Raw genomic sequence first — 21,079 nt, 5'->3', positions numbered from 1 at the left:
ACGTGACGATGCCCCGCCGCTCCAGCTTTCCCGAGGGCTTCGTCTTCGGCGCGGCCACCGCGGCCTACCAGATCGAGGGGCACAAGTTCGGCGGCGCCGGCTCGTCGCATTGGGACAGCTTTGCGGCGACGCCCGGCAACGTCGTGCGTCGCGAGGACGGGTCGCTCGCCTGCGACCATTACCATCGCTGGGAAAGCGATCTCGACCTGATCCGCGACGGCGGCTTCGACGCCTATCGCTTCTCGACCAGCTGGGCCCGGGTGATGCCCGACGGCAGGACCGTCAACCCGGAGGGGCTCGACTTCTACGACCGCCTCGTCGACGGCATGGTCGATCGCGGGCTGCGGCCGTTCCTGACGCTCTACCACTGGGATCTGCCCTCGGCGCTGGCCGATCACGGCGGCTGGATGAACCGCGACACCGCCCTGCGCTTCGCCGATTTCGCCGAAACCGTCATGGCACGGATCGGCGACCGGATCGAGCGGACCGCGACGATCAACGAGCCGTGGTGCGTCAGCTGGCTGTCGCATTACCTCGGCGAGCAGGCGCCGGGCCTGCGCGACATCCGTGCCGCCGCCCGCGCCATGCACCATGTCCAGCTCGCGCACGGGCTCGGTGTCGAGCGGCTGCGCGGCCTCGGCCACGACAATCTCGGCATCGTGCTGAACCTTGCGGACATCCTGCCCTTCCGCGAGGGCGAGGAGAAGGCCGTGGCGACGGCAGATGCCATCAACAACGGCTTCTTCATCGAGTCCGTCGCCAAGGGCACCTACCCCGAGGCCGCGCTCGAGGGGCTGGAACCGCACCTGCCGGCGAACTGGCAGGACGACATGGCGACGATCTCCACCCCGATCGACTGGCTCGGCGTGAACTACTACTCGCGCGGCATCGTCTCCGCCGATCCCGGCGCGCCCTGGCCCGCCACCAAGGGGCATGAAGGGCCGCTGCCGAAGACGCAGATGGGCTGGGAGATCTACCCCGAGGGACTGAGCAACCTCCTGACCCGGATGGCCCGCGACTATGTCGGGGATCTTCCGATCTACGTGACCGAGAACGGCATGGCCTGGGCCGACGAGGTCACGGATGGCACCGTGACCGATGCCGAGCGCACCAGCTACATCGCCGGGCATCTCGAAGCCGCGCGCGGGGCCATAGAGGGCGGCGCCAACGTGAAGGGCTTTTTCTACTGGTCGCTTCTCGACAACTACGAATGGGCGTGGGGATACGAAAAGCGCTTCGGCCTGATCCATGTCGATTTCGAAACGCTGGAGCGGACCCCGAAGAGCTCTTATTACGCGTTGCAGGCGGCCCTGTCCGGCTGACCATGAAATGAAATGCGGCCGAGGGCTGTTTCCCTGAGGATCTCCATCCTGGGGACAGCTTCGGCCGCACCTTTCCCATCGGCAATAGCCCGAAGTAGTAATGGCGAGCCTCCATGGGGGCCCGGCAGGACTGCGAACACCCCAACCTCTAGGTCACGCATTGGTCGGTCGCGGCGGCAGGAATTGGTCTTCTTCCCCCGGCCCGGCTCGGCGGAATGGCCAAGTCACCGCGCGCTCTTATCACCAAATGCGCCATCTCTCGCTTTCCGTGCCGAGCGCAGGGAACGCCGGACGGTTCTGCTCGTTTCTCGGCAGCGCGGGCGCGGTGCCCGCAAGTGACGAGGCTCATCATGAAGACGCTGAACGACGCTTTCGAGCATACGCTGCAAGACATCTATTATGCCGAGAACGCGCTGACGAAGGCGCTGCCGAAAATGGCAAAGGCCGCGAGCAGTGCCCATCTTCAGGAAGCATTGAAGGCGCACCTGACCGAGACCAAGGAGCAGATCAAGCTGCTCGATCAGGTCTTCAAATCGATCGGCAAGAAGGCCGAAGGCGAGAAATGCGATGCCATCGAGGGGCTGATCAAGGAGACCGATGGCATCATCGAGGAAGCCGAGGGTGCGGCTCTCGATGCGATGCTGATCGGCGCGGCCCAGGCGGTCGAGCACTACGAGATCGCCCGGTACGGCACGCTTCGCGAATGGGCGCGCCAGCTCGGCGAGGATGAGGCGCACGACCTGTTGACCCAGATCCTCGACCAGGAGAAGGCGACCAACGCCAAGCTGACCGCGCTGGCGGTTGGCGAGGTCAATGCGGCGAAGCCCTCGAAGGCGACTGCCAAGGCCTGATGGCCCCGACTAACAGTAAAACGGGCATACGCTCTCGCAGGAAACTGCGAGAGCGCTTCTTATGGAAAAAACGATTCCTTGAGTTGGATCTGCTGAACCCTTCGATGACGAATAGACAATTCGATACGAAGCAGAGCTCGAACTTGGAAATGACCGGTGTCGGTTTCGGGTTGGTCTGTGTTTGAACCCGGACCAAGAGGCTTGGTCAATATTTCTTCGCCCCGCCTTGAACGACGAACCGTCCTGTATGGCGTCACTCCCCAAGAGAAACGCATTGCGACCGGGCTGCGAAATATCCTGCACCTCTGATTGCGAAGGCGCGATTTTCAGCAGGATTGACGCTCAAAAAGCCTCGCGTGGATTGCTCGATCATCGAGGATATAGGTGATCCAATCCTCAATCTCACGACAGCGAAATGCTGCCGAAGGCCGCAGCCGGCCAACGCCGAGGTTGCTCAAAAATCGGGCTGGAGCTATCTTTGGGCAATTCGACGACCGCGTTGCCCGCCGGTTTCCCGGCTGCAGGCCGTGCTGCACGTCTCGAAGGCAATCTGGTCTTCTAAGCGGTACTCAAGCGGTACTGGGGTTGCCTTATGTGTTACCCGGATGGCGCAAGCGCCGTTGGCGTCCAGAGAAAGTCCCAGAGAGCCGGGCTGACCGTCGCCGTGGCATGGGGTCTTCGGGTCCTGCTTCTGATCTGCCTCGTCGTGCTGGGGTCCAGCCTCCGGGCCCAGGATGAGGAGGGAATCGCGGGCGCCTTCTCCGACTTCAATCACGGCGCAACCGGATTTGCATTGGACGGCGCCCATGGGGAACTGAGTTGCGAAAGCTGCCATCTGGACGGCGTCCTGACCGATACCCCGGAAACCTGCGTCGGCTGCCATGACAACGAGATGGCGGTCGGCAAGCCCGGATCGCACCCGCCCGCCTCCGACAGCTGCGGCCAATGTCACACCGTCCAGAACTGGAAGCCCTTTGCCTTCGACCACGCCCTCGTCACCGGCGACTGTGTCGAGTGCCATGACGGTGAAAGCGCGTCCGGCAAACCCGAGGACCATGTCGAGAGCGCTGACACCTGCGATTCATGTCATGTCACCAATGACTGGACCGATGTCCGTTTCGACCACGCCGCCGTCAGCGGCACATGCGCCAGCTGCCATGATGGCAGCACCGCCACCGGCAAGCCCGGTGATCACGTACCAAGTACGGATAGCTGTGGCGACTGCCACGTCACCACCGACTGGACCGACGTCCGCTTCGACCACGCCTCGGTGACCGGCGCCTGCGCCAGCTGCCACAACGGCAGCACCGCCACCGGCAAGCCGGGCAACCACATCCCCAGCAGCAACACCTGCGACGATTGCCACGTCACCACCGACTGGACCGATGTCCGCTTCGACCACGCCTCGGTCACCGGCGCCTGCGCCAGCTGTCACAACGGCAGCACCGCCACCGGCAAGCCCGGCAACCACATCCCCAGCAGCAACACCTGCGACGACTGCCACGTCACCACCGACTGGACCGATGTCCGCTTCGACCACGCCTCGGTGACCGGCGCCTGCGCCAGCTGCCACAACGGCAGCACCGCCACCGGCAAGCCGGGCAACCACATCCCCAGCAGCAACACCTGCGACGATTGCCACGTCACCACCGACTGGACCGATGTCCGCTTCGACCACGCCTCGGTCACCGGCGCCTGCGCCAGCTGTCACAACGGCAGCACCGCCACCGGCAAGCCCGGCAACCACATCCCCAGCAGCAACACCTGCGACGACTGCCACGTCACCACCGACTGGACCGATGTCCGCTTCGACCACGCCTCGGTCACCGGCGCCTGCGCCAGCTGTCACAACGGCAGCACCGCCACCGGCAAGCCGGGCAACCACATCCCCAGCACCAACACCTGCGACGATTGCCACGTCACCACCGACTGGACCGACGTGCGCTTCGACCACGCCTCGGTCACCGGCGCCTGCGCCAGCTGTCACAACGGCAGCACCGCCACCGGCAAGCCCGGCAACCACATCCCCAGCAGCAACACCTGCGACGACTGCCACGTCACGACCGACTGGACCGACGTCCGCTTCGACCACGCCTCGGTGACCGGCGCCTGCGCCAGCTGCCACAACGGCAGCACCGCCACCGGCAAGCCCGGCAACCACATCCCCAGCAGCAACACCTGCGACGACTGCCACGTCACGACCGACTGGACCGATGTCCGCTTCGACCACGCCTCGGTCACCGGCGCCTGCGCCAGCTGCCACAACGGCAGCACCGCCACCGGCAAGCCCGGCAACCACATCCCGAGCACCAACACCTGCGACGATTGCCACGTCACCACCGACTGGACCGACGTGCGCTTCGACCACGCCTCGGTCACCGGCGCCTGCGCCAGCTGCCACAACGGCAGCACCGCGACCGGAAAGCCCGGCAACCACATCCCCAGCACCAACACCTGCGACGACTGTCACGTCACCACCGACTGGACCGACGTCCGCTTCGACCACGCCTCGGTCACCGGCGCCTGCGCCAGCTGCCACAACGGCAGCACCGCGACCGGCAAGCCGGGCAACCACATCCCCAGCACCAACAGCTGCGACGACTGCCACGTCACCACCGACTGGACCGATGTCCGCTTCGACCACGCCTCGGTGACCGGCACCTGCGCCAGCTGCCACAACGGCAGCACCGCCACCGGCAAGCCCGGCAACCACATCCCCAGCAGCAACACCTGCGACGACTGCCACGTCGTCACCGACTGGACCGATGTCCGCTTCGACCACGCTTCGGTCACCGGCGCCTGCGCCAGCTGCCACAACGGCAGCACCGCCACCGGCAAGCCCGGCAACCACATCCCCAGCAGCGATCTGTGCGAGGATTGCCACCAGACCACGGAATGGTCGGAGGTGCGGGTCAATCATGACTCTGTCGCCGGCGCCTGTGTCACCTGCCACAATGGCGGCTTTGCCGAGGGCAAGCCCAGCGACCATCCGCAGTCGTCGAACGCCTGCGATGACTGCCACAACACCCGCGACTGGGACGATTGATGCAGCGGGTCTTCGGTTCGGGCCGCCTGCGCCGCCCGCTTCCATCGGCGGTATCGACAGCAGCTCCGGCGGTCAGCCGGATCTCGCCTGGCCATACGGGGAATCCCCAGCTAACCCCCCGATTTCGGTTAATTGACATGTTTCTTGAAACCCCGAAGCTGGACTGGTGCGAAGGGGAGGGATCGGGATGGGCGACCGCAACGGGTTCGACTGCAGACCAGGTTGCGGCCCGACCGCGGCTCTTGCCCTGCTCGCCGCGCTGACCTTCCCGGAAACGGCCCGGGCGCAGGCACTGCTTGTCGGGGCGAGCGCGGATTTCAATTCGGATTTGGGCTGCCCGATCCTCGCGGTGGAATTCGCGGAACCGCTCGATCTTCTCGTGCAATCCGGGGCCGAGGCCAGCGACCGGCTCGATCTCGTCCTGCGCGGCGAGGCCGAGGATGCCGAGGGCCTCGAACTGGAGGCGCCGGAGGTCGTTCCCGCGCCTGCGTCGAGCGATCTCGGCGTGACGCGCATCGAGCTTGAACAGTCCGGGGCCGACCTCGTACTCGGCATCTCCTTTGCCAGCGCGATGGTCACGAATGCCATCATGTCCGCAGACGGGACGCGCCTGTCCATCGCGGTGGCCGGTGCCGAGGATACCGGGGAATGTCTCGCCAATCTCACCGGGGACGGCCCTGAACCCGCCGCGCCGGAGCCGGAGGCCGAGGCACCGGAGACGGCGCCCGATGAGGTCGCGCGAGATGAGGCCGATATCGAGACCGATTTCGCCGACTCGCGCGCAGCGATCACCGCAGAGGATTACGACCTCGCGATCCGGCTGCTGACCAGGATCCTGAACGCGCCCGAGAACAGCCGCAGCGCCGAGGCCCGCGAACTGCTCGGTGTCGTGCGCGAGCGCAACGAGCAGTTCGCGCAGGCCGAGGCCGAGTACCTGCTCTATCTGGAGCGCTATCCCGACAGCGAGGGCGCGGTTCGCGTCCGGCAGCGTCTGGACGCGCTGACCACGGCAAGGGGCGCCCCGCCCGAGCCGCTGCGCGAGGTCGCCGAAGCGGATCGCGCCGCTCCCGAACCGGCGGACGAGGAAGAGGAGGCGCCCGCCTCCACCGATCAGGAACGGCCCGTCGAGCCGTCCGGTATCGCACGGAGACCCTCCGATGCGCCCGAGCCGGCGGAGGACGACCGCGAGGAGGAAGAGACGCTGCCGAAGCTCGAATATTCGGGCAGCGTCGATGCCACCTACTTCTTTCGGCAGGGCACGACCCGCTTCACGGAGTTCGACACCTCCCGGAGATCGGTGGACGACTTCGTGCTGCAGAACTCGCTGGTGACGAGCCTGAGCACCATCGGCTCCTACGAGACCGAAGACTACATCCTGTCCTGGCGCGTCGCGGGCGCCTTCGAGGTCGACTTCGATGACGACGAGGAGAACTTCCGGTTCTCGCGGCTCTATCTCGACTACGATCCGAAAGGGTCCGAACTGTCGTTCCGCTTCGGCCGGCACCTGGTCCGATCCGGCGGGGTGTTCGACCGGTTCGACGGCGCGACCATCAGCTGGCAGCTGCAGGAGGATGTCAGCACCCATTTCCAGATCGGCTCGCCCGTCGAAAGCGTGCGCGATCCGCTGTTCGGCTTCGACCGGCTGACCTATGGCGCCAGCGTCGATTTCGCGGAGATCTATCCCGACACCGATCTGACGATCTACGCCAACGAACAGCGTGCCGGATCGCTGGTCGATCGGCGCACGGTCGGGTTCGAGCTGGAATACGAGGAAGAGTGGTTCAGCGCCAGCACGGCCATGGATTACGACATCTACTTCGACCGGCTGAACTATGCCCGCGTCTCGGGCACGCATATCTTCGCGGACCGCTCAACGATCACGCTCAGCCTCGATTTCGTCCAGTCCCCCACCCTCGCGCTGAGCAATGCGGAGCAAGGTCAGCTCGGCAGGTCGCTGGACGACCTGCGGGACAGCTTCACGCTCGATCAGCTACGGCAGCTCGCGCTCGACCGCACCACCGCGTCGCGTTCGGTCACCCTCACCTATTTCCATCCCATCGACGACACTTGGCTGCTCAACATGGATGCCACGATCTTCGACACGGAGGGCAATCCGGCCTCCGGGGGCGTGGCCGAGATCCCGGCGCCGGGACAGGATTACTACGCCTCCATCGGCGTCTTCGGCTCGGGCGTGTTCTCGGAGACCGATGTCGTGAGCGCGTCGGCGCGCTATGCCGACACCTCCTCCTCGACCTTGGTGCTCGCCGACGCCTCCTACCGGTTCGAACCGACCGATCGGTGGCGGCTGCGTCCGCGTCTCCGGCTGGGCCACCGGGACCTGAAGAGAACCGGCGGCACGGAGGTCTTCGCGATCCCCTCGATGACGATCGATTACGAGATCCGGGACAACACTATGCTCGAACTCGAGCTGGGCGGCCGCCTGTCGCGCACCGAGACATCGACATCGCGCGACAACAGCACCGAAAGCTACGCCTTCTTCGGGATCAGGCAGGATTTCTGACCCATAGCCGCGACCTATTCCAGCATCTCCGCGATCTCCGCATGACCCGCCGCGACGGCGAGGTCATGGGCGCGATGGCGATCCTGATTGCGGAGCCGCTTGTCGGCGCCGGCTTCGAGCAGCAGGCGCACGACCTCGACGCGGTTGGCCTGCGCCGCGAGCATCAGCGCCGAGTTGCGTTTCGCGTTGCGCAGGTCGATATCGACGCCCGCTTCCAGCAGGCGGCGGACCGCGTCCAGATTGCCCTGCTGCGCGGCGATCATCAAAGGCGTGTTGCCGGTGGAGGTCGCGAGGCTGCCATCGGCGCCTCCGGCGAGCAGCAAGTTGGCCGTCTCTGCCTGGCCAAATCGAAGGGCGGCGTGCAGCGGCGCCTCCCCGGCCTCGTCCGCCCGGTCGAGGCCCACGCCGTTCTCGATCAGGAAGGCCGTCGCCGCCGCGTTGCCCGACGCGGCCGCGTGCCAGAGCGCGCCCCGGCCATCCTCGTCCACCAGATCGAAGGGCAGGCCGTGATCGGACAACAGGCGCAGGAGTTCGGGCCCGCTGCTGCGCGCCGCGGCCATGAGCAGGACTGTCTGGAGGTCGGTGTCCTCGACAGGAAGGGCCTCGCCCGCCAGCAGCATGGCGATGCGTGCCTGCCCGTCCTCGATCGCCCGTAGCAGGGGTCGGGCACCGGCATCGTCGGCCAGATCGCTCCGCGCGCCCTGCATGACGAGGTATTCGACGATCTCGAAATGGCCGGCTTCGGTCGCGAGCGCCAGCGCGGTCTTGCCCTCGGCATCCTGCAGGTCGAGATCGGCGCCCACATCGATCAGCGAGCGGGCCGTGTCGAGATGCCCGGCCTCGGCCGCGTGCATCAACGCCGTGCGCCCCTGCTTGTCGGTCTCGTCCGGCGCGGTGCCTTGTTCGAGCAAGGCTCGAACGGTCTGCTCCTCTCCCCGGCGGGCGGCCTCGATCAGGAGGGTCCAGCCCAGCTCGGTCGCGATCTGCGATGGCGCCAGGTCCGCAACCTCGGGCGCCTCCTCCGGCGGCGAGATTTCCGCATCCGAGACCGGTTCGGCGGCGCGGGCCTCCAGCTCGGACAGCGCCTCCTTGGCCCGTGCATGCCCCGCGGCGCTGGCAGCGGCGATCCAGCGGCGTCCCTCGGCGGCCTCCTCTTCGGTTCCGCGGCCCGAGAGGTAGAGGGTGCCGAGGCTGTACTGCGCCTCAACATGTCCGGCTTCGGCCGCCGCCAGCGTGAGATCGAAGGCCGTCGCTTCGTCCTGCGGCACGCCACGGCCGTCCCGGTAGAGCGTGGCCAGCATGTAGTTCGCCTCGGCATTGCCGGCAGCGGCCAGCTCCGCGAGGGTTTCGGCGGCCTCGGCGTAGTTGCGCTGGCGCACCGCCGTCTGCGCCTCCTCGATCCGAAGAGCCATGGTCGGGTCGCCTTGCTCCTCCGCAAGGCCCGGAGCAGCCAGCAGGGCCAAGGCCAACACGAGAGGCGGTCTATGCAGTGCCATGTTTGGTCTCGATGGTGATGCCGATGGATTTCAGGAAGGGAGTCGGAAGGATGCCGCCCGCGCAGACGATGACGGCGTCGTTGGGACGACTCGTCGTCTCGCCCGATTGCTCGATCTCCACATGCGTCTCGCCGATCATCTTGACGTTGGAGCTGAGGATCACGTCGAGGCGCTTGGCGGTCTCGGCCTCTTCGAGCCGCTTGCGGTTCTTGGGCTTCACCCGCGAGAAAGCGGCACTCCGGTAGGACAGCGTGACGTCGGTGTCGGGCAGTTCCGCGATGCTGGTCGCCGCCTCGATCGCGCTGTCGCCGCCGCCCACCACCAGAACCGACTGGCCCTGATACTGCTCTGGGTCGATCAGGCGATAGACCACCTTGCTCTGCTCCTCGCCCTCGACGCCCAGCTTGCGCGGCGTGCCGCGCCGCCCGATGGTCAGGAGCACGGAGCGGGTGCGGTAGGTGCCCTTCGTGCTGGTGACCACGAAGCCCTCGCCCTCGGGCGCGATGTCGGTGACCCGCTCCTCGTAGTTGATCTCGAGCCCGGTGTCCTCGAGCACCTGGGTCCAGAACTCCATCAGCTTTTCCTTGGTCGTCTCGCGGAAGTTCGCCTTGCCGTAGATCGGCAGCGTCACCGGGGCGGTCATCACCAGCTTGCCGCGCGGGAAATGCGAGACGGTGCCGCCGAAGCTCTCCTGTTCGAGGATCACGTGCTTGAGCCCGTGCTGCTTGGCGCCGAGGCCGGCCGCGAAGCCCGCCGGGCCGGCACCGACGATGACCACGTCGACCTCGCCCTCCGGCGCCTGCGCCTTCCGCTTCGCGATCTCGCCGATCGCCTGGCGGCCCTGTTCGATCGCGTTGCGGATCAGCCCCATGCCGCCAAGCTCGCCCGCGATGTAGATGCCGGGCACGTTGGTCTGGAAATCCGGCCCCACCTCGGGGATGTCGACGCCGCGCTCGGCGGTGCCGAAGACGAGGCTGATGGCGTCCATCGGGCAGGCCGCGGCGCAGGCACCGTGCCCGATGCAGTTGGCAGGCTCGACCAGTTCGGCCTTGCCGTTCACCAGCCCGAGGATCTGGCCCTCGGGACAGGCGCGGACGCAGGCCCCGCAGCCGATGCACATGCTCGCGTCGATGTCCGGATGCAGCGAGGCGGGCTGGGTCAGCCCAGCGGCCTGCGCCTCCTGCTTCTTTGCCAGCGCCCTGCGCTCGCCCTGCCGCCGCAGGACCACGAACACCACCCACACCAATGCCAGCGGCACGGCATAGATCAGGAATGTCGTATCAATCAGGGATCCGTTCCTCTGTTCAATCCGCCCGGAGGCCCAGCTCTGTGGCCTTCGCATCGATCCGGGCACGTGTGTCGGGAGACTGGGAAAACTGTCGCAACGCGCGTTCATAGGCGGCGCGGGCCGCATCGGGACCGTCCAGGACCATCCGCGACTGCATCAGCCGCATCCAGCCATCCGGATCGTTCGGATCGTCGTTCAGCCGGGCCTCCAGCCCGTCCACCATGCCGGCGATCATCGCCTGCCGGTCGGCGGGCGTCATCCGCGCCGCCTGATCGACATCCGCCTGCGTCGGACCCGGAGCGACCGGAGCAGGCGGAAGCAGCGGCTCCGTCTCAGGCAGCCGCCCGGCGATATCGATGCCGTGCTGGCTAGCCAGTTCGCGCACGCGCTGCAAGACGCCCGGCGCCCAGTCGGCGTCGGCCCGCGCATCGGCCAACATCCCGATCCACAGATCGAGGGCCGCGCGCGGATCGCCATCCTGCTCCAGCGCCATCCCCTTGAAGAACCGGGCACGCGCGTCGTCGGCGTTCAGGGCGAGCGCCGCGTCGAAGGCCTCCTTGGCGGGCGTGGTGACCAGCCCGTCGGCGGCCCTCACCAGCGTCTCGCCGTAATGGGACCAGAGATCGGGGTCGTCATCGACGAGCGCCACAGCCCGCGCATAGGCGTCGGCAGCCTCGGCGTGGCGCCCGGTATTGAAGTAGGACCAGCCCAGCATCCGCCAGCCCTCGGCATCCTCGGGCGTCTCGCGCAGGCGGGCGGCGAGGCTGGCGATCGAGCTGTCGACGCTGCCGGCGGGCTGGGACATTTCCACCTGCGCAGGGCTGGCGAGCGGCGCTGTAGCCGGCGCAGACGCGGGTGCGACGGGCTGGGCGAGGCTGGCCATCGGCATATGCGGCGCCGCCGGCAGGTCGGGCCGCCCGATCGACAGGTAGAGCGCCGCCGAGCCGATCACCACCCATCCCGAGACGACCGCGACGGAGACCAGCCGCACCTTGTCGGATGCCTCGCCCAGCGCGGATTGCGGCGCCCGCGTCGCCGCAACGATCCGCCGCTCGATCTCCCGGCGCGCCGATTGAGCCTCCTGCGGCGCAAGCAGGCCCTGCGCCACCTCCGCATCGATCGCCTCGATCTGGCTGCGGGCCAAGGCGATGGACTGCTCATTCGTGCCCGCGCCGCCCATCTGGCGTCGCAGGAACGGCGCAATCACGAGCGTGGCCGCCACCGAGATCATGGCCGTCAAGATGATCCATAGCGTCATGGTCTGCTCCCCTGTCCCGGCCCCTGCCCCAGCGCCTGTGCGAGCACCGCTTTCTCGTCCTCCGACAAGGCCTCGGGCTCGGGCGGAGGCGGTCCCTTGCGCCTCCAGAGGATCGAGAAACCGGCGAAGGCCGCGCCCAGCATCAGCGCTGGTGCCAGCCACAGCAGCAGCGTATCCGCGCCCATCTGCGGCCGAAGCAGGATATAGGCGCCGTAGCGGTCCACGAGGTAGGCGATCACCTCGGCGTCGCTGTCGCCTGCCACCAGCCGCTCGCGGATCAGCACCCGCAGGTCGCGCGCAAGCTCGGCGTTGGAGTCGTCGATCGACTGGTTCCGGCAGACCGGGCAGCGCATCTCCAGGCTCAGCGCCCGCGCGCGCTGCTCCAGCGCCGGATCGGCCAGCATCTCGTCAGGCTGCACGGCCAATGCGAAAACCGGCGCAAGCGCGCAGAGGCAGGCGACTGCCAGCGCGCGCGCAAGCTGCCGCAACCCGGTCATGACGGTCTCTCGAGATCGCGGATCAGGGGCCTGAGAACCTCCTGCCAGACCCGCTCGGTCAGGGCGCCGACATGGCGATAGCGAATGCGCCCCTCGGCATCGACGAGATAGGTCTCGGGCACGCCGGTCACCGCGAGCTGCGCGCCGAGCCTGCCTGCGGCATCCTCCCCCGTGGCGACATAGGGGTCGCCATGCCGGTCGAGGAATCGCCTGCCCGCCCCCGGCCGGTCCTTCCAGTTGAGACCGTAAAGCGGGACCCCCTCCTCGGCGGCCAGACGCATCAGCATCGGGTGTTCGCTGAGACAGACGGCGCACCACGAGGCGAAGACGTTGATCAGCGCCACCTCGCCCCGGATGTCCAAGGCCGAGAGCCCCCTTTCGTCGCCGATGAGTGGCGGCTGCGCGAATTCCGGCAGCGGGCGGTCGAGATATCCCTCGCCGCTCACCTCGCGGCCGCCCGCCGCGACAGAGAACAACACCCCGCCTACCAGCAGGAAGATGGCGACCGGGATCAGCACGGATTTGCGGATGCCACCTGCCATCACGCCTCCACGCCTTGGGGGCGGCGGGGCGATCGCTGCGGCGCGCCGATGCGCATCCGGCGGTCGCTCAGCGACACGAAACCGCCCGCCGCCATGAACAGCGGGCCGAGCCATATCAGCAGCGCCAGCGGATGGTGATAGAGCCGCACGACCCACTGCCCGCCGTCATTCGGCTCGCCGATCGCGACGTAGAGGTTCGACAGGAACACCGCTCGGATACCGGCCTCCGTGGTGGTGTTGCGGCTCACCGTGTAGAAGCGGCGTTCCGAGGTCATGGCAGCGAAGGGCTCGCCGTCGCGCTCAATCGTGAACTGGCCCTGCTCGGCGATGAAGTTCTCGCCGGTGAGCTGCTCGACCCGGTCGAGGCTGACCTCGTAGCCGGCCAGCGTCACCCGGTCGCCCGGCGACATGGAGAGAATCCGCTCCTCCTGGAAGGCGGTGACGCCGGTGATGCCCGCCACCAGAAGGCCGAGGCCCGCATGCGCCATCGCCATCCCGTAGACCGAGCGTGGCACCTTGCGGGCGAGCGTCGCGCTGCGGCGCCACGGCTCGCGAAACAGCCGGACCCAGAGCGCCAGCGCCCAGAGCGACGCGGCCACCAGCCATGCCGCGAGGCCGAATGCCGCGGCGGCGAAGGGATGCGCCCCGCCGCCCGCGACGAAGACCGCCGCCGCCACGACGAGCGCCACCGCCGCCGGCGGGCGTAGCTGGCCCAGCGCCCGGCGCAGGCTGTCGCGCTTCCACCGCAGGATCGGACCCACCGCGACGGCGACGAGCAGCGGGATCATCAGCGGCACGAAGGTCTGGTTGAAATAGGGCGGCCCGACCGAAATCTTGTCCGGTCCCAGCACCTCGATCACCAGCGGGTAGAATGTCCCGACGAAGACCGTGCCGGCCGCGACCACGAGGAAGATGTTGTTCAGGATCAGCCCGCCTTCGCGGCTGACCGGTGCGAAGACGGCCGGCTTGTCGAACTTCCCTGCCCGCATGGCGAACAGGATCAGCCCGCCGCCGGTTGCGGCAAACAGGATCGCCAGAACCCCCATGCCGCGCGATGGGTCGGTTGCGAAGGCGTGGACGCTGGTCAGGAGCCCCGAGCGCACCAGGAACGTCCCCACCAGGCTCAGCGAGAAGGTCAGGATCGCCAGCAGCACGGTCCAGACGATCAGCGTCTGGCGCCGCTCGACCACGAGCGCGGAGTGCAACAGCGCGGTGCCGACGATCCACGGCATGAAGGAAGCATTCTCGACCGGGTCCCAGAACCACCAGCCGCCCCAGCCCAGCTCGTAATAGGCCCAGAAGCTGCCGAGCGTGATCCCGATGGTCAGAAAGCACCACGCGGCGAGCACCCAGGGCCGCACAAAGCGGGCCCAGCTCGCGTCCACCCGGCCCTCCATGAGCGCAGCGATGGCGAAGGCGAAGGTCACCGAGAACCCGACATAGCCGAGATAGAGAAACGGCGGGTGGATCGCGAGACCCACATCCTGCAACAGCGGGTTCAGCTCCTGTCCATCGGCCGGCGCCGGAGACACCCGCGCGAAGGGGTTGGAGGTGAAGATCATCAGCGCGAGGAACGCCGCCGAGATCATGCCCTGCACCGCGAGAACGCGCGCCTTGAGCGTGGCGGGAAGGTTGTCGCCCCTGAGGCCGAGCGCCGCGCCGAACAGCGTCAGGATCAGCACCCACAGGAGCAGCGAGCCTTCGTGGTTGCCCCAGACGCCGGTCACCTTGAACAGCATCGGCATCGCGGAGTTCGAGTGCATGACGACCACGCGCAGCGACAGGTCGGTCACCATGAACGCCCGGACCAGTGCCGCGAAGGCGATGACGACGAAGCCGAACTGCACCACGGCTGCGACATCGGCGAATGACATGAGCTGGGTCTCGCCCCGCCTGGCGCCGATCAGCGGCACGACCGATTGGGCGAGCGCGATCATCAGCGCCAGCACGAGGGCGAATTGTCCGATCTCCGCCACCATCGCCGATCACCCCTGATCTTTCGGCGGCGCCTGACGACGGCTTCGCGGCGCTCCGCCGGTCATCGAGGACACTGCAAGGCGGCGCTCCAAGGGTCCCGCCCGATCGGAGCGCTTCCTCGCATTCTTCGCCCATAACAGAGTTTTGTCCAGAAATGTGGCAATGAGCTGTGCAATTTTGCGCCAGTTTCCGCCGCGGCAGCCCCGCCCGCGCGCGCAAACCCGCCGGAATCGGCGCCTCGGCGCGAGCAACGTGGCGCGTATTTCGGGAGGGCGTTACGCGGCGTCGGTCGAAAGCAAAGCTTCCCTGCCCCGAGGTTCGTAGATGACTGCAACGCTCGCTGGAATTTCCGGAATGAAATCCGGTGCCCGCTCGTCGGGCGAAAATGCGCCCCCGTCGAAGGGTGAAAAGCCGAAGGCCGCGCGGCGGCAAACCGGCGCGTTCGAGCTGCCGATCATGCTGACGCTCTCCTTCGTCGTTCTTGCCTATGCCTGGACCCGGCGCCTCGAGGGGGATCTCACAGCCGAGACCGGCCTGGGATATTTCCTGGGGATCGGCGGTGCGCTGGCGATGCTGACCCTGCTTCTTTACCCGCTGCGCAAACGGTTCGCGGGGCTGCGCTTCATCGGCAATGTCCGCAACTGGTTCAGGATTCACATGATGCTGGGCATCATCGGCCCGGTGCTGATCATCCTGCATTCCAACTTCACGCTCGGATCGCTCAACAGCACGATGGCCCTGTTTGCCATGCTCATCGTGGCGGCCAGCGGCCTGATCGGGCGCCTGTTCTACGCGCGCATCCACAAGGGGCTCTACGGGCGGCGGGCTTCGGTGCGTGAATATCTGAACGACATGGAAGCCCTCAAGCACGAGTTCGACACGGACATGCCGGATCCGTCCTGGCTTCTGGAAACCCTGAAGGCCTACGAGGCGCGTCGCCTGCCCCAGACGCAGGACCTATGGTCGAATTTCCATCGCACGCTGACCGGACCGGTCTCGCGGTTTCGGCTGCGGCGCGAGGTCATGCGGCGCTACGCCGAGCTCCTCCGCCGGCAGGACGGCCCCAAGCGCGATCGCAGCGGCCTGGTGAGACAGCATCTCGACAGCTATCTCCACGCCGTCGCGCGGGCGCAGTCCTTCGCGCTTTATGAGCGGCTGTTCGCGCTCTGGCACCTCTTTCACCTTCCGCTGTTCGTGATCCTCGTCTTTGCTGCTATCGTGCATGTCGTGGGGGTTCATCTGTATTGAATGTGCCTTGTTAGCAGCATAACGCTCCGCGCCGTCTGCCAGGTTCTGGCCGGGGTCTTCCTGCTGCTGATGCCCACCCCCTCCTCCGCGCAATCGCTGCTCGAACGGCTGGTCATGCCGGGCGATCTCATCGAGGGGCACGCCGATCTCGAAAGCGACTGCGCGAACTGCCATGTCTCCTTTTCTGAGGAAGGCGAGTCCGCGCTATGCCTCGATTGCCACGAGAAGGTCGATCAGGACATCGCCGATCGTCGCGGCTTTCACGGCCGCAGACAGGAGGTTCTGGAGCAGGAATGCCGGTACTGCCACACCGACCATGACGGTCGCGACGCGGATATCGTGCAGCTCGATACGGAAACCTTCGACCACACAAATACCGATTTCACGCTGGAGGGAGCGCATGCGACCCTGCCCTGCGCCTCGTGCCACGCAGCCGAGGCGAAGTTCCGGGACGCAGCGAGCGATTGCGTCGGATGCCATGAAGAGGATCAGCCGCATCAGGGGCGACTAGGCTCCGACTGCGCCGCCTGCCATGCCGAGACGGGGTGGGCCGGTCTCAAACCTTTCGATCACTCCGAGACCGGCTTCGCGCTCGCAGGCGCGCATGAGGCGGTGGCCTGTTCGGCCTGCCATGTCGGCGAGGTCTATGAGGGCCTGCCCACGGACTGCGTCGGCTGCCACCAGATCCAAGACGTGCATTCGGGGCGCTTCGGGGAGGATTGCGACAGCTGCCACGTGGTCGAGGTCTGGACCGAGGTGCGGTTCGACCACGACCGTGACACCGAGTTCAGCCTGGTCGGTGCGCATGAGGATGCCGCCTGCGAAGCCTGCCACACGACGAACGCCTTCGCCGAGGACCTCGCCACCGATTGCGTCGCCTGCCACGAGGCCGACGATCCGCATGACGGCCAGCTCGGCGAGGCCTGCGATACCTGCCACGCGCCCGGCGGCTGGGCCGAGGAAGTGGCCTTCGACCACGACATCACCCGCTTCCCCCTTCTCGGGCTGCACACCCTCGTGCCCTGCGAGGGCTGCCATCTCGACCCCGCGTTCCGCTCGGCCGAACCGGCCTGCGCGAGCTGTCACGAGGATGACGACATCCACGAGGGAAGCCTCTCCGACCAATGCGAGACCTGCCACAACCCGAATGGCTGGGAGTTCTGGACCTTCGACCATGACGCCCAGACCGATTTCGCCCTCACCGGCGCGCATCAGGGCATGAGTTGCGGATCGTGCCATACGCCTGACAAGGCCGCGAGCCTGCAGATCGCCCAGGACTGCGTCTCCTGCCACGCCGAGGACGACGCCCATGACGGCCAGTTCGGCAAGAGCTGCAATCTTTGCCACGACACGCGCAGCTTTGAGGATGCGAGGCTTCGGTGACTTTGGCCGCCGACAGTAGGTCCGACCAACATGGAACGCGTCGGCGCAGCATCGAAATCAGTCTCAGCGCGAATGTTCTGCGTGTGCCTTTCTGCTGTCGACCGGAGCCTGGTTTCGGTCGAACATGCCGTAATCCCGAACCACGCTCGCAATTCGGAGTCGGTAGTCGGCGAAGACACCGCCCCGGCCTTTCGTTTGGGCCGCCCGATGGGCCTCCAAGCTCCGCCATTTCGCGATGGCCGCCTCGTCTTCGAAGAACGACAGGGACAGGATCTTTTTCGGATCGGTCAGGCTTTGAAACCGCTCCACGGAAATGAAACCTTCCACCTCGTCGAGCAGCGGCCGCATTCTGGCGGCCAGTTCGAGGTAGTCGTCCATCCGGCCCTCCGCAGGTTCGACCTCGAAGATCACGGCGATCATGCCGACACCCCTGGGCCGTGCGGTGCCGAGACGCACTTCAGAAAGGTCCGGTCTTCTCGCAGCAGGAACTTCTCGGTCTGCGCGAAGTCGTAATTCTCTCGGCCAAGGGGGTCGGCGGCCAACCTCGTACGGTAGGCCTCGTAATCAGCGAGGCTCGCCACGTTGTAGATGCCATAGGCGAGCGTGCTCGAGCCTTCATGCGGCGCGTAGTAGCCGATCAGGTCCGCGCCACAGCGCGGGATCGCCTGTCCCCAGTTGCGGGCATACCGCGCGAACTGGTCCTTCTTCGTCGGGTCGATGTGGTAGCGGATCACACAGGTGAGCATGGGGGTATCCTTTGATCGAGGCCTGATCAAAGACTACGCCGTTGAGATACGCGGATGGTTCGACTACGATCGAACCATGAAGGAAGGTCCGGATATCGCTCGCGTTGCCGCGCTCATCGGGGACCCCGCCCGTGCCAACATGCTGACAGCCCTGATGAGCGGCAAGGCCCTGACCGTCAGCGAGCTGGCCGAAGAAGCCGGGGTGACGATCCAGACCGCCAGCTCCCACCTGTCGAAGCTAGACGCTGGCGGACTGCTTCGCCCGCGCAAGCAAGGCCGGCACAAATACTTCTCGCTGGCCAGCGACGAGGTGGCGCGGGTGCTCGAAGGGTTGATGGGGCTGGCGGCGGGGGCCGGAAACCTCCGTATGCGCACCGGTCCCAAGGATGCGGAATTGCGCAGGGCGCGGGTCTGCTACAACCATCTCGCGGGCGACATGGGCACCCAGCTGTTCGACAGCCTGATCGCCCGGGGGTTTCTGACCGTGGAGGACGAGGGGCTCAGCCTCACCGACGCGGGTGCGGAATTTGCCGCCCGGTTCGAGATCGACCTCGACGAGCTGCGCCGCAAACGCACGCCGCTCTGCCGCGAATGCCTCGACTGGAGCGAACGACGTTCGCATTTGGCGGGCAGCTTGGGGCGCGCATTCCTCTCCCGTTTCGAGGAGCTGTCATGGGCAAGGCGCGATCCGAAGACCCGGGTCGTGGTCTTCTCCCGCACCGGGGCGAAGGAATTCGAGCGGCTGTTGGGCGAGGGCTGATGTGCATGGGCCCTCTCCCGCCGACCAAAGGGGACGCTCCCGAGTAAGGCAGCAGAGCCAGAGCGAAAGCCTCAGATCGCGATGAACCGTTTCGTCAGATCTTCGAGCGCCGAGATATAGGGAGCGGGACCGAAGCTGATCCGGGACACCCCCAGCCCCTCAACGTCCCGCACCGCGCGCAAGCCGCCCCTCATCAGGACGTTGACTGGTTGCGAGCTTCGCGCACAGATGTCCCGAATGAGCGTCGGGTCGGTCAGCCCGGGCACGAAGAAGCCGTCGGCTCCAGCCTCCGCATAGGCCGCTTGCCGCGCCAAGGCCGCGTCGACGAGGCTGGCGTGGTCCTTGGCCTCCGATTGCAGGAACAGATCGGTCCGCGCGTTAATGAACAACGGCACCCCTGCCTCCCGCGCCGCGCCGCGAATGGAAGCGATCCGAGCGGCCTGTGCTTCGACGTCATGGAGCCCCTCTCCGCCCACGACCTGATCCTCGAAGTTGAGGCCCACCGCGCCGGTCTGGATCACCCTATGCGCGTTGGCCGCGACCTGTTCGGGCGCTTCGGCATAGCCGCCCTCGAAGTCCACGGTCAGGGGAAGGTCGGTGCTTCGGGCGATCCGCTCGATGATCCTCAGTGCGAAGTCGAAGGGCATCGCCTCGCCATCCTCAAAGCAATGCGCCGCCGCGACCGACCAGCTTCCCGTCGCGATGGCGGCGGCGCCCGCCTTGGCAAGGGCGGTCGCGCCGCCTGCGTCCCAGATGTTGTAGAGCACGAGCGGGTCATTCGCGACGTGAAGTGCTTTGAGCGCGCGCGCCCTGTCAGCCTGAGACATGAAGTGGGGTATCCTGTGTATCCGCCTTGAATTGACGCTCGATCTCGATCAGGCGCTGCTTGCGCCACAGCCCGCCGCCATAGCCTGTCAGGCTGCCATCCGCGCCGATCACCCGGTGGCAAGGCACCATGAGCGCGATCTGGTTGGCACCATTCGCCCGCGCCACGGCGCGCGTGGCCGCAGGGTTGCCGATCTCGCGTGCGATCTCGGAATAGCTGCGGGTCTCGCCCGGCGGGATGCGGCGCAGCGCGTGCCAGACGTCTCGGCTGAACGCCGAGCCCTGAAACGCCAGCGGCGTCTCGAACCGCGCGCTCTGGCCCGCGAAATAGGCCGACAGCTCGACCTCGGCCTGTTCGGTCGGCGCAAACAGCCCCAAGCCGATGCCTTGTGGCGTCAGTGCCTGAAGCTTTTTCAGTTCGGCGGCGAGCGCCCTGCGATCGATGAACTCCAACAGGTGCAGATGCGTAGCACTGCTCACCGCGATCATGTCGCCCAGCGGCGTCGTGATCCAGCTGGCGCGCAACATCGCATCGTGGCTCAGCGCGCCGGGCGAGCAGCCCAGCAGCCGCGCGAAGGCGGACCGAAACGCGCTCGCGGACTCGAAGCTGGCCTCGTGCTGCGCGGTGATGACCTTGTCGCCGCTCGAGAGTGCCTCGAAGCCTTCGCGCAGGCGCCTTTGCCGAGCCATCTCCAGGAATGTCATGCCGAACTGGCGCTTGAAGCTGCGGCGCACTGTCGAGAGATCGAAGCCGAGCTGTTCGACGTGGCGCTCCGACCAGCGGATGTCGGGCCGTTCGTCCAGCGCCGCCAGAAGCGCACCGATGGCCGGGTCGGCGAGAGCCGCGGCGCGCAGCGGGTGGCAGCGCTTGCAGGGACGAAACCCGGCCTCGATGCAGGCGCCGATCGTCTCGTGAAACGTACAGTTCTCGGGCTTGGGCTTGCGGGCCGGACAGGTCAGCCGACAAAAGATGCCGGTGGTCGAGACGCAGACATAAGCTTGGCCGTCATAACGGTCATCCCGGTCAATGAGGGCGCGGTACAGCGCGTCGTGATCTGGCAAGTCAAACAGCATGGCCAGACCGTATCACCGCCCCGAACCTCGGTCCGCCGAAAATCGGGCGTCTATTCTTTTCTGGTGGAGTACAAGTCAACCTCGCAGGCTGCTGGGTTCGATTTGGATGTCGTGCGGTCCCGATCTGCTTCGGCAGCCGCCGCGACAATTGCCTCCGATCGATCCTCTTGGGCGAGATGCCGAACCTGCGTGGAGTAAGGCGTGCCGTGGATAGCACCCATCGGTGGGCCATCGCCGCGTCGATG

The 21,079-nt window shown here is 66.7% G+C and carries 18 protein-coding genes; 7 read left to right on the top strand and 11 right to left on the bottom strand.

What is annotated here, in order from left to right; genetic code table 11:
* Positions 1-8 precede the first annotated feature (8 nt).
* The 4 genes from T8T21_RS02515 to T8T21_RS02500 all read left to right on the top strand — a co-directional run bounded on the left by T8T21_RS02515 (position 9) and on the right by T8T21_RS02500 (position 7,740).
* A complete protein-coding gene (locus T8T21_RS02515) occupies positions 9-1,322 on the top strand; it encodes a GH1 family beta-glucosidase (protein WP_322337445.1) in 1,314 nt (437 codons plus the stop codon).
* Between the two features lie 215 nt (positions 1,323-1,537).
* The gene (locus tag T8T21_RS02510) at positions 1,538-2,173 is read left to right on the top strand and encodes a YciE/YciF ferroxidase family protein (protein ID WP_322336679.1); all 636 of its coding nucleotides are present in this window, start codon (positions 1,538-1,540) and stop codon (positions 2,171-2,173) included.
* 664 nt (positions 2,174-2,837) lie between these two features.
* Positions 2,838-5,219 (top strand): hypothetical protein, encoded by a 2,382-nt coding sequence (locus T8T21_RS02505; RefSeq protein ID WP_322336678.1) that lies wholly within the window; start codon positions 2,838-2,840, stop codon positions 5,217-5,219.
* 187 nt (positions 5,220-5,406) lie between these two features.
* Positions 5,407-7,740 (top strand): tetratricopeptide repeat protein, encoded by a 2,334-nt coding sequence (locus T8T21_RS02500; protein ID WP_322336677.1) that lies wholly within the window; start codon positions 5,407-5,409, stop codon positions 7,738-7,740.
* A 14-nt stretch (positions 7,741-7,754) separates the two neighbouring features.
* On the opposite strand, the gene T8T21_RS02495 is transcribed toward T8T21_RS02500, so the two are convergent.
* From T8T21_RS02495 to T8T21_RS02465, 7 genes are all read right to left on the bottom strand, one after another.
* Complete coding sequence (locus T8T21_RS02495; RefSeq protein WP_322336676.1) at positions 7,755-9,152, bottom strand: ankyrin repeat domain-containing protein; 1,398 nt, start codon at positions 9,150-9,152, stop codon at positions 7,755-7,757.
* A 70-nt stretch (positions 9,153-9,222) separates the two neighbouring features.
* Positions 9,223-10,494 carry an NAD(P)-binding domain-containing protein gene (locus T8T21_RS02490; RefSeq protein ID WP_322336675.1) on the bottom strand — a complete coding sequence of 424 codons (1,272 nt, stop codon included), beginning with the start codon at positions 10,492-10,494 and terminating at the stop codon, positions 9,223-9,225.
* 46 nt (positions 10,495-10,540) lie between these two features.
* Positions 10,541-11,782 (bottom strand): c-type cytochrome biogenesis protein CcmI, encoded by a 1,242-nt coding sequence (gene ccmI, locus T8T21_RS02485; protein WP_322336674.1) that lies wholly within the window; start codon positions 11,780-11,782, stop codon positions 10,541-10,543.
* Positions 11,779-12,279, bottom strand: coding sequence for a cytochrome c-type biogenesis protein (locus T8T21_RS02480; protein WP_322336673.1), 501 nt, complete (start codon positions 12,277-12,279; stop codon positions 11,779-11,781). The genes ccmI and T8T21_RS02480 overlap by 4 nt, the downstream gene beginning before the upstream one ends.
* A complete protein-coding gene (locus T8T21_RS02475; protein ID WP_322336672.1) occupies positions 12,276-12,821 on the bottom strand; it encodes a DsbE family thiol:disulfide interchange protein in 546 nt (181 codons plus the stop codon). Before T8T21_RS02475 ends, T8T21_RS02480 begins: the two co-directional genes overlap by 4 nt.
* On the bottom strand, positions 12,821-14,800 hold the full coding sequence (locus tag T8T21_RS02470; protein WP_322336671.1) for a heme lyase CcmF/NrfE family subunit: 1,980 nt from the start codon (positions 14,798-14,800) through the stop codon (positions 12,821-12,823). Before T8T21_RS02470 ends, T8T21_RS02475 begins: the two co-directional genes overlap by 1 nt.
* Before the next feature lie 273 nt (positions 14,801-15,073).
* Positions 15,074-15,256 carry a hypothetical protein gene (locus T8T21_RS02465; protein ID WP_322336670.1) on the bottom strand — a complete coding sequence of 61 codons (183 nt, stop codon included), beginning with the start codon at positions 15,254-15,256 and terminating at the stop codon, positions 15,074-15,076.
* On the opposite strand from T8T21_RS02465, the gene T8T21_RS02460 reads away from it, so the two are divergent.
* Both T8T21_RS02460 and T8T21_RS02455 read left to right on the top strand, forming a co-directional pair.
* A complete protein-coding gene (locus tag T8T21_RS02460; protein WP_322336669.1) occupies positions 15,255-16,046 on the top strand; it encodes a hypothetical protein in 792 nt (263 codons plus the stop codon). The two genes, T8T21_RS02465 and T8T21_RS02460, sit on opposite strands and share 2 nt — an antisense overlap.
* A 69-nt stretch (positions 16,047-16,115) precedes the next feature.
* Positions 16,116-17,429 (top strand): cytochrome c3 family protein, encoded by a 1,314-nt coding sequence (locus T8T21_RS02455; RefSeq protein WP_322336668.1) that lies wholly within the window; start codon positions 16,116-16,118, stop codon positions 17,427-17,429.
* A gap of 63 nt (positions 17,430-17,492) precedes the next feature.
* Here T8T21_RS02455 and T8T21_RS02450 read toward each other — a convergent pair whose 3' ends face one another.
* Together T8T21_RS02450 and T8T21_RS02445 are read right to left on the bottom strand one after the other, a co-directional pair.
* Positions 17,493-17,849, bottom strand: coding sequence for an antibiotic biosynthesis monooxygenase family protein (locus T8T21_RS02450; protein WP_322336667.1), 357 nt, complete (start codon positions 17,847-17,849; stop codon positions 17,493-17,495).
* Entirely contained in the window at positions 17,846-18,175 is a 330-nt protein-coding gene (locus tag T8T21_RS02445) for an NIPSNAP family protein (RefSeq protein WP_322336666.1), read from the bottom strand. Before T8T21_RS02445 ends, T8T21_RS02450 begins: the two co-directional genes overlap by 4 nt.
* Positions 18,176-18,251: 76 nt before the next feature.
* Between T8T21_RS02445 and T8T21_RS02440 the strand changes: the two genes are divergently transcribed.
* A complete protein-coding gene (locus T8T21_RS02440) occupies positions 18,252-18,935 on the top strand; it encodes an ArsR/SmtB family transcription factor (RefSeq protein WP_322337444.1) in 684 nt (227 codons plus the stop codon).
* 71 nt (positions 18,936-19,006) lie between these two features.
* Here T8T21_RS02440 and T8T21_RS02435 read toward each other — a convergent pair whose 3' ends face one another.
* Together T8T21_RS02435 and T8T21_RS02430 are read right to left on the bottom strand one after the other, a co-directional pair.
* Positions 19,007-19,762, bottom strand: a complete 756-nt coding sequence (locus tag T8T21_RS02435) for an isocitrate lyase/PEP mutase family protein (protein ID WP_322336665.1) — start codon at positions 19,760-19,762, stop codon at positions 19,007-19,009.
* Complete coding sequence (locus T8T21_RS02430; RefSeq protein ID WP_322336664.1) at positions 19,749-20,834, bottom strand: bifunctional transcriptional activator/DNA repair enzyme AdaA; 1,086 nt, start codon at positions 20,832-20,834, stop codon at positions 19,749-19,751. The genes T8T21_RS02435 and T8T21_RS02430 overlap by 14 nt, the downstream gene beginning before the upstream one ends.
* Positions 20,835-21,079: the final 245 nt, after the last annotated feature.

Source organism: Limimaricola variabilis (genome assembly GCF_034371605.1).
Taxonomy (GTDB): Bacteria; Pseudomonadota; Alphaproteobacteria; order Rhodobacterales; family Rhodobacteraceae; genus Limimaricola; species Limimaricola variabilis.
This window is presented reverse-complemented; position numbering and strand designations above follow the sequence as displayed.

Coding starts and splice junctions, on each gene's coding strand:
- T8T21_RS02515 (WP_322337445.1), top strand. CDS start 9: ATGCCCCGCCGCTCCAGCTTTCCCGAGGGCTTCGTCTTCGGCGCGGCC.
- T8T21_RS02510 (WP_322336679.1), top strand. CDS start 1,538: ATGGCCAAGTCACCGCGCGCTCTTATCACCAAATGCGCCATCTCTCGC.
- T8T21_RS02500 (WP_322336677.1), top strand. CDS start 5,407: ATGGGCGACCGCAACGGGTTCGACTGCAGACCAGGTTGCGGCCCGACC.
- T8T21_RS02495 (WP_322336676.1), bottom strand. CDS start 9,152: ATGGCTCTTCGGATCGAGGAGGCGCAGACGGCGGTGCGCCAGCGCAAC.
- ccmI (WP_322336674.1), bottom strand. CDS start 11,782: ATGACGCTATGGATCATCTTGACGGCCATGATCTCGGTGGCGGCCACG.
- T8T21_RS02480 (WP_322336673.1), bottom strand. CDS start 12,279: ATGACCGGGTTGCGGCAGCTTGCGCGCGCGCTGGCAGTCGCCTGCCTC.
- T8T21_RS02475 (WP_322336672.1), bottom strand. CDS start 12,821: ATGGCAGGTGGCATCCGCAAATCCGTGCTGATCCCGGTCGCCATCTTC.
- T8T21_RS02470 (WP_322336671.1), bottom strand. CDS start 14,800: ATGGTGGCGGAGATCGGACAATTCGCCCTCGTGCTGGCGCTGATGATC.
- T8T21_RS02460 (WP_322336669.1), top strand. CDS start 15,255: ATGCTGACGCTCTCCTTCGTCGTTCTTGCCTATGCCTGGACCCGGCGC.
- T8T21_RS02465 (WP_322336670.1), bottom strand. CDS start 15,256: ATGATCGGCAGCTCGAACGCGCCGGTTTGCCGCCGCGCGGCCTTCGGC.
- T8T21_RS02455 (WP_322336668.1), top strand. CDS start 16,116: ATGCCCACCCCCTCCTCCGCGCAATCGCTGCTCGAACGGCTGGTCATG.
- T8T21_RS02450 (WP_322336667.1), bottom strand. CDS start 17,849: ATGATCGCCGTGATCTTCGAGGTCGAACCTGCGGAGGGCCGGATGGAC.
- T8T21_RS02445 (WP_322336666.1), bottom strand. CDS start 18,175: ATGCTCACCTGTGTGATCCGCTACCACATCGACCCGACGAAGAAGGAC.
- T8T21_RS02440 (WP_322337444.1), top strand. CDS start 18,252: ATGAAGGAAGGTCCGGATATCGCTCGCGTTGCCGCGCTCATCGGGGAC.
- T8T21_RS02435 (WP_322336665.1), bottom strand. CDS start 19,762: ATGTCTCAGGCTGACAGGGCGCGCGCGCTCAAAGCACTTCACGTCGCG.
- T8T21_RS02430 (WP_322336664.1), bottom strand. CDS start 20,834: ATGCTGTTTGACTTGCCAGATCACGACGCGCTGTACCGCGCCCTCATT.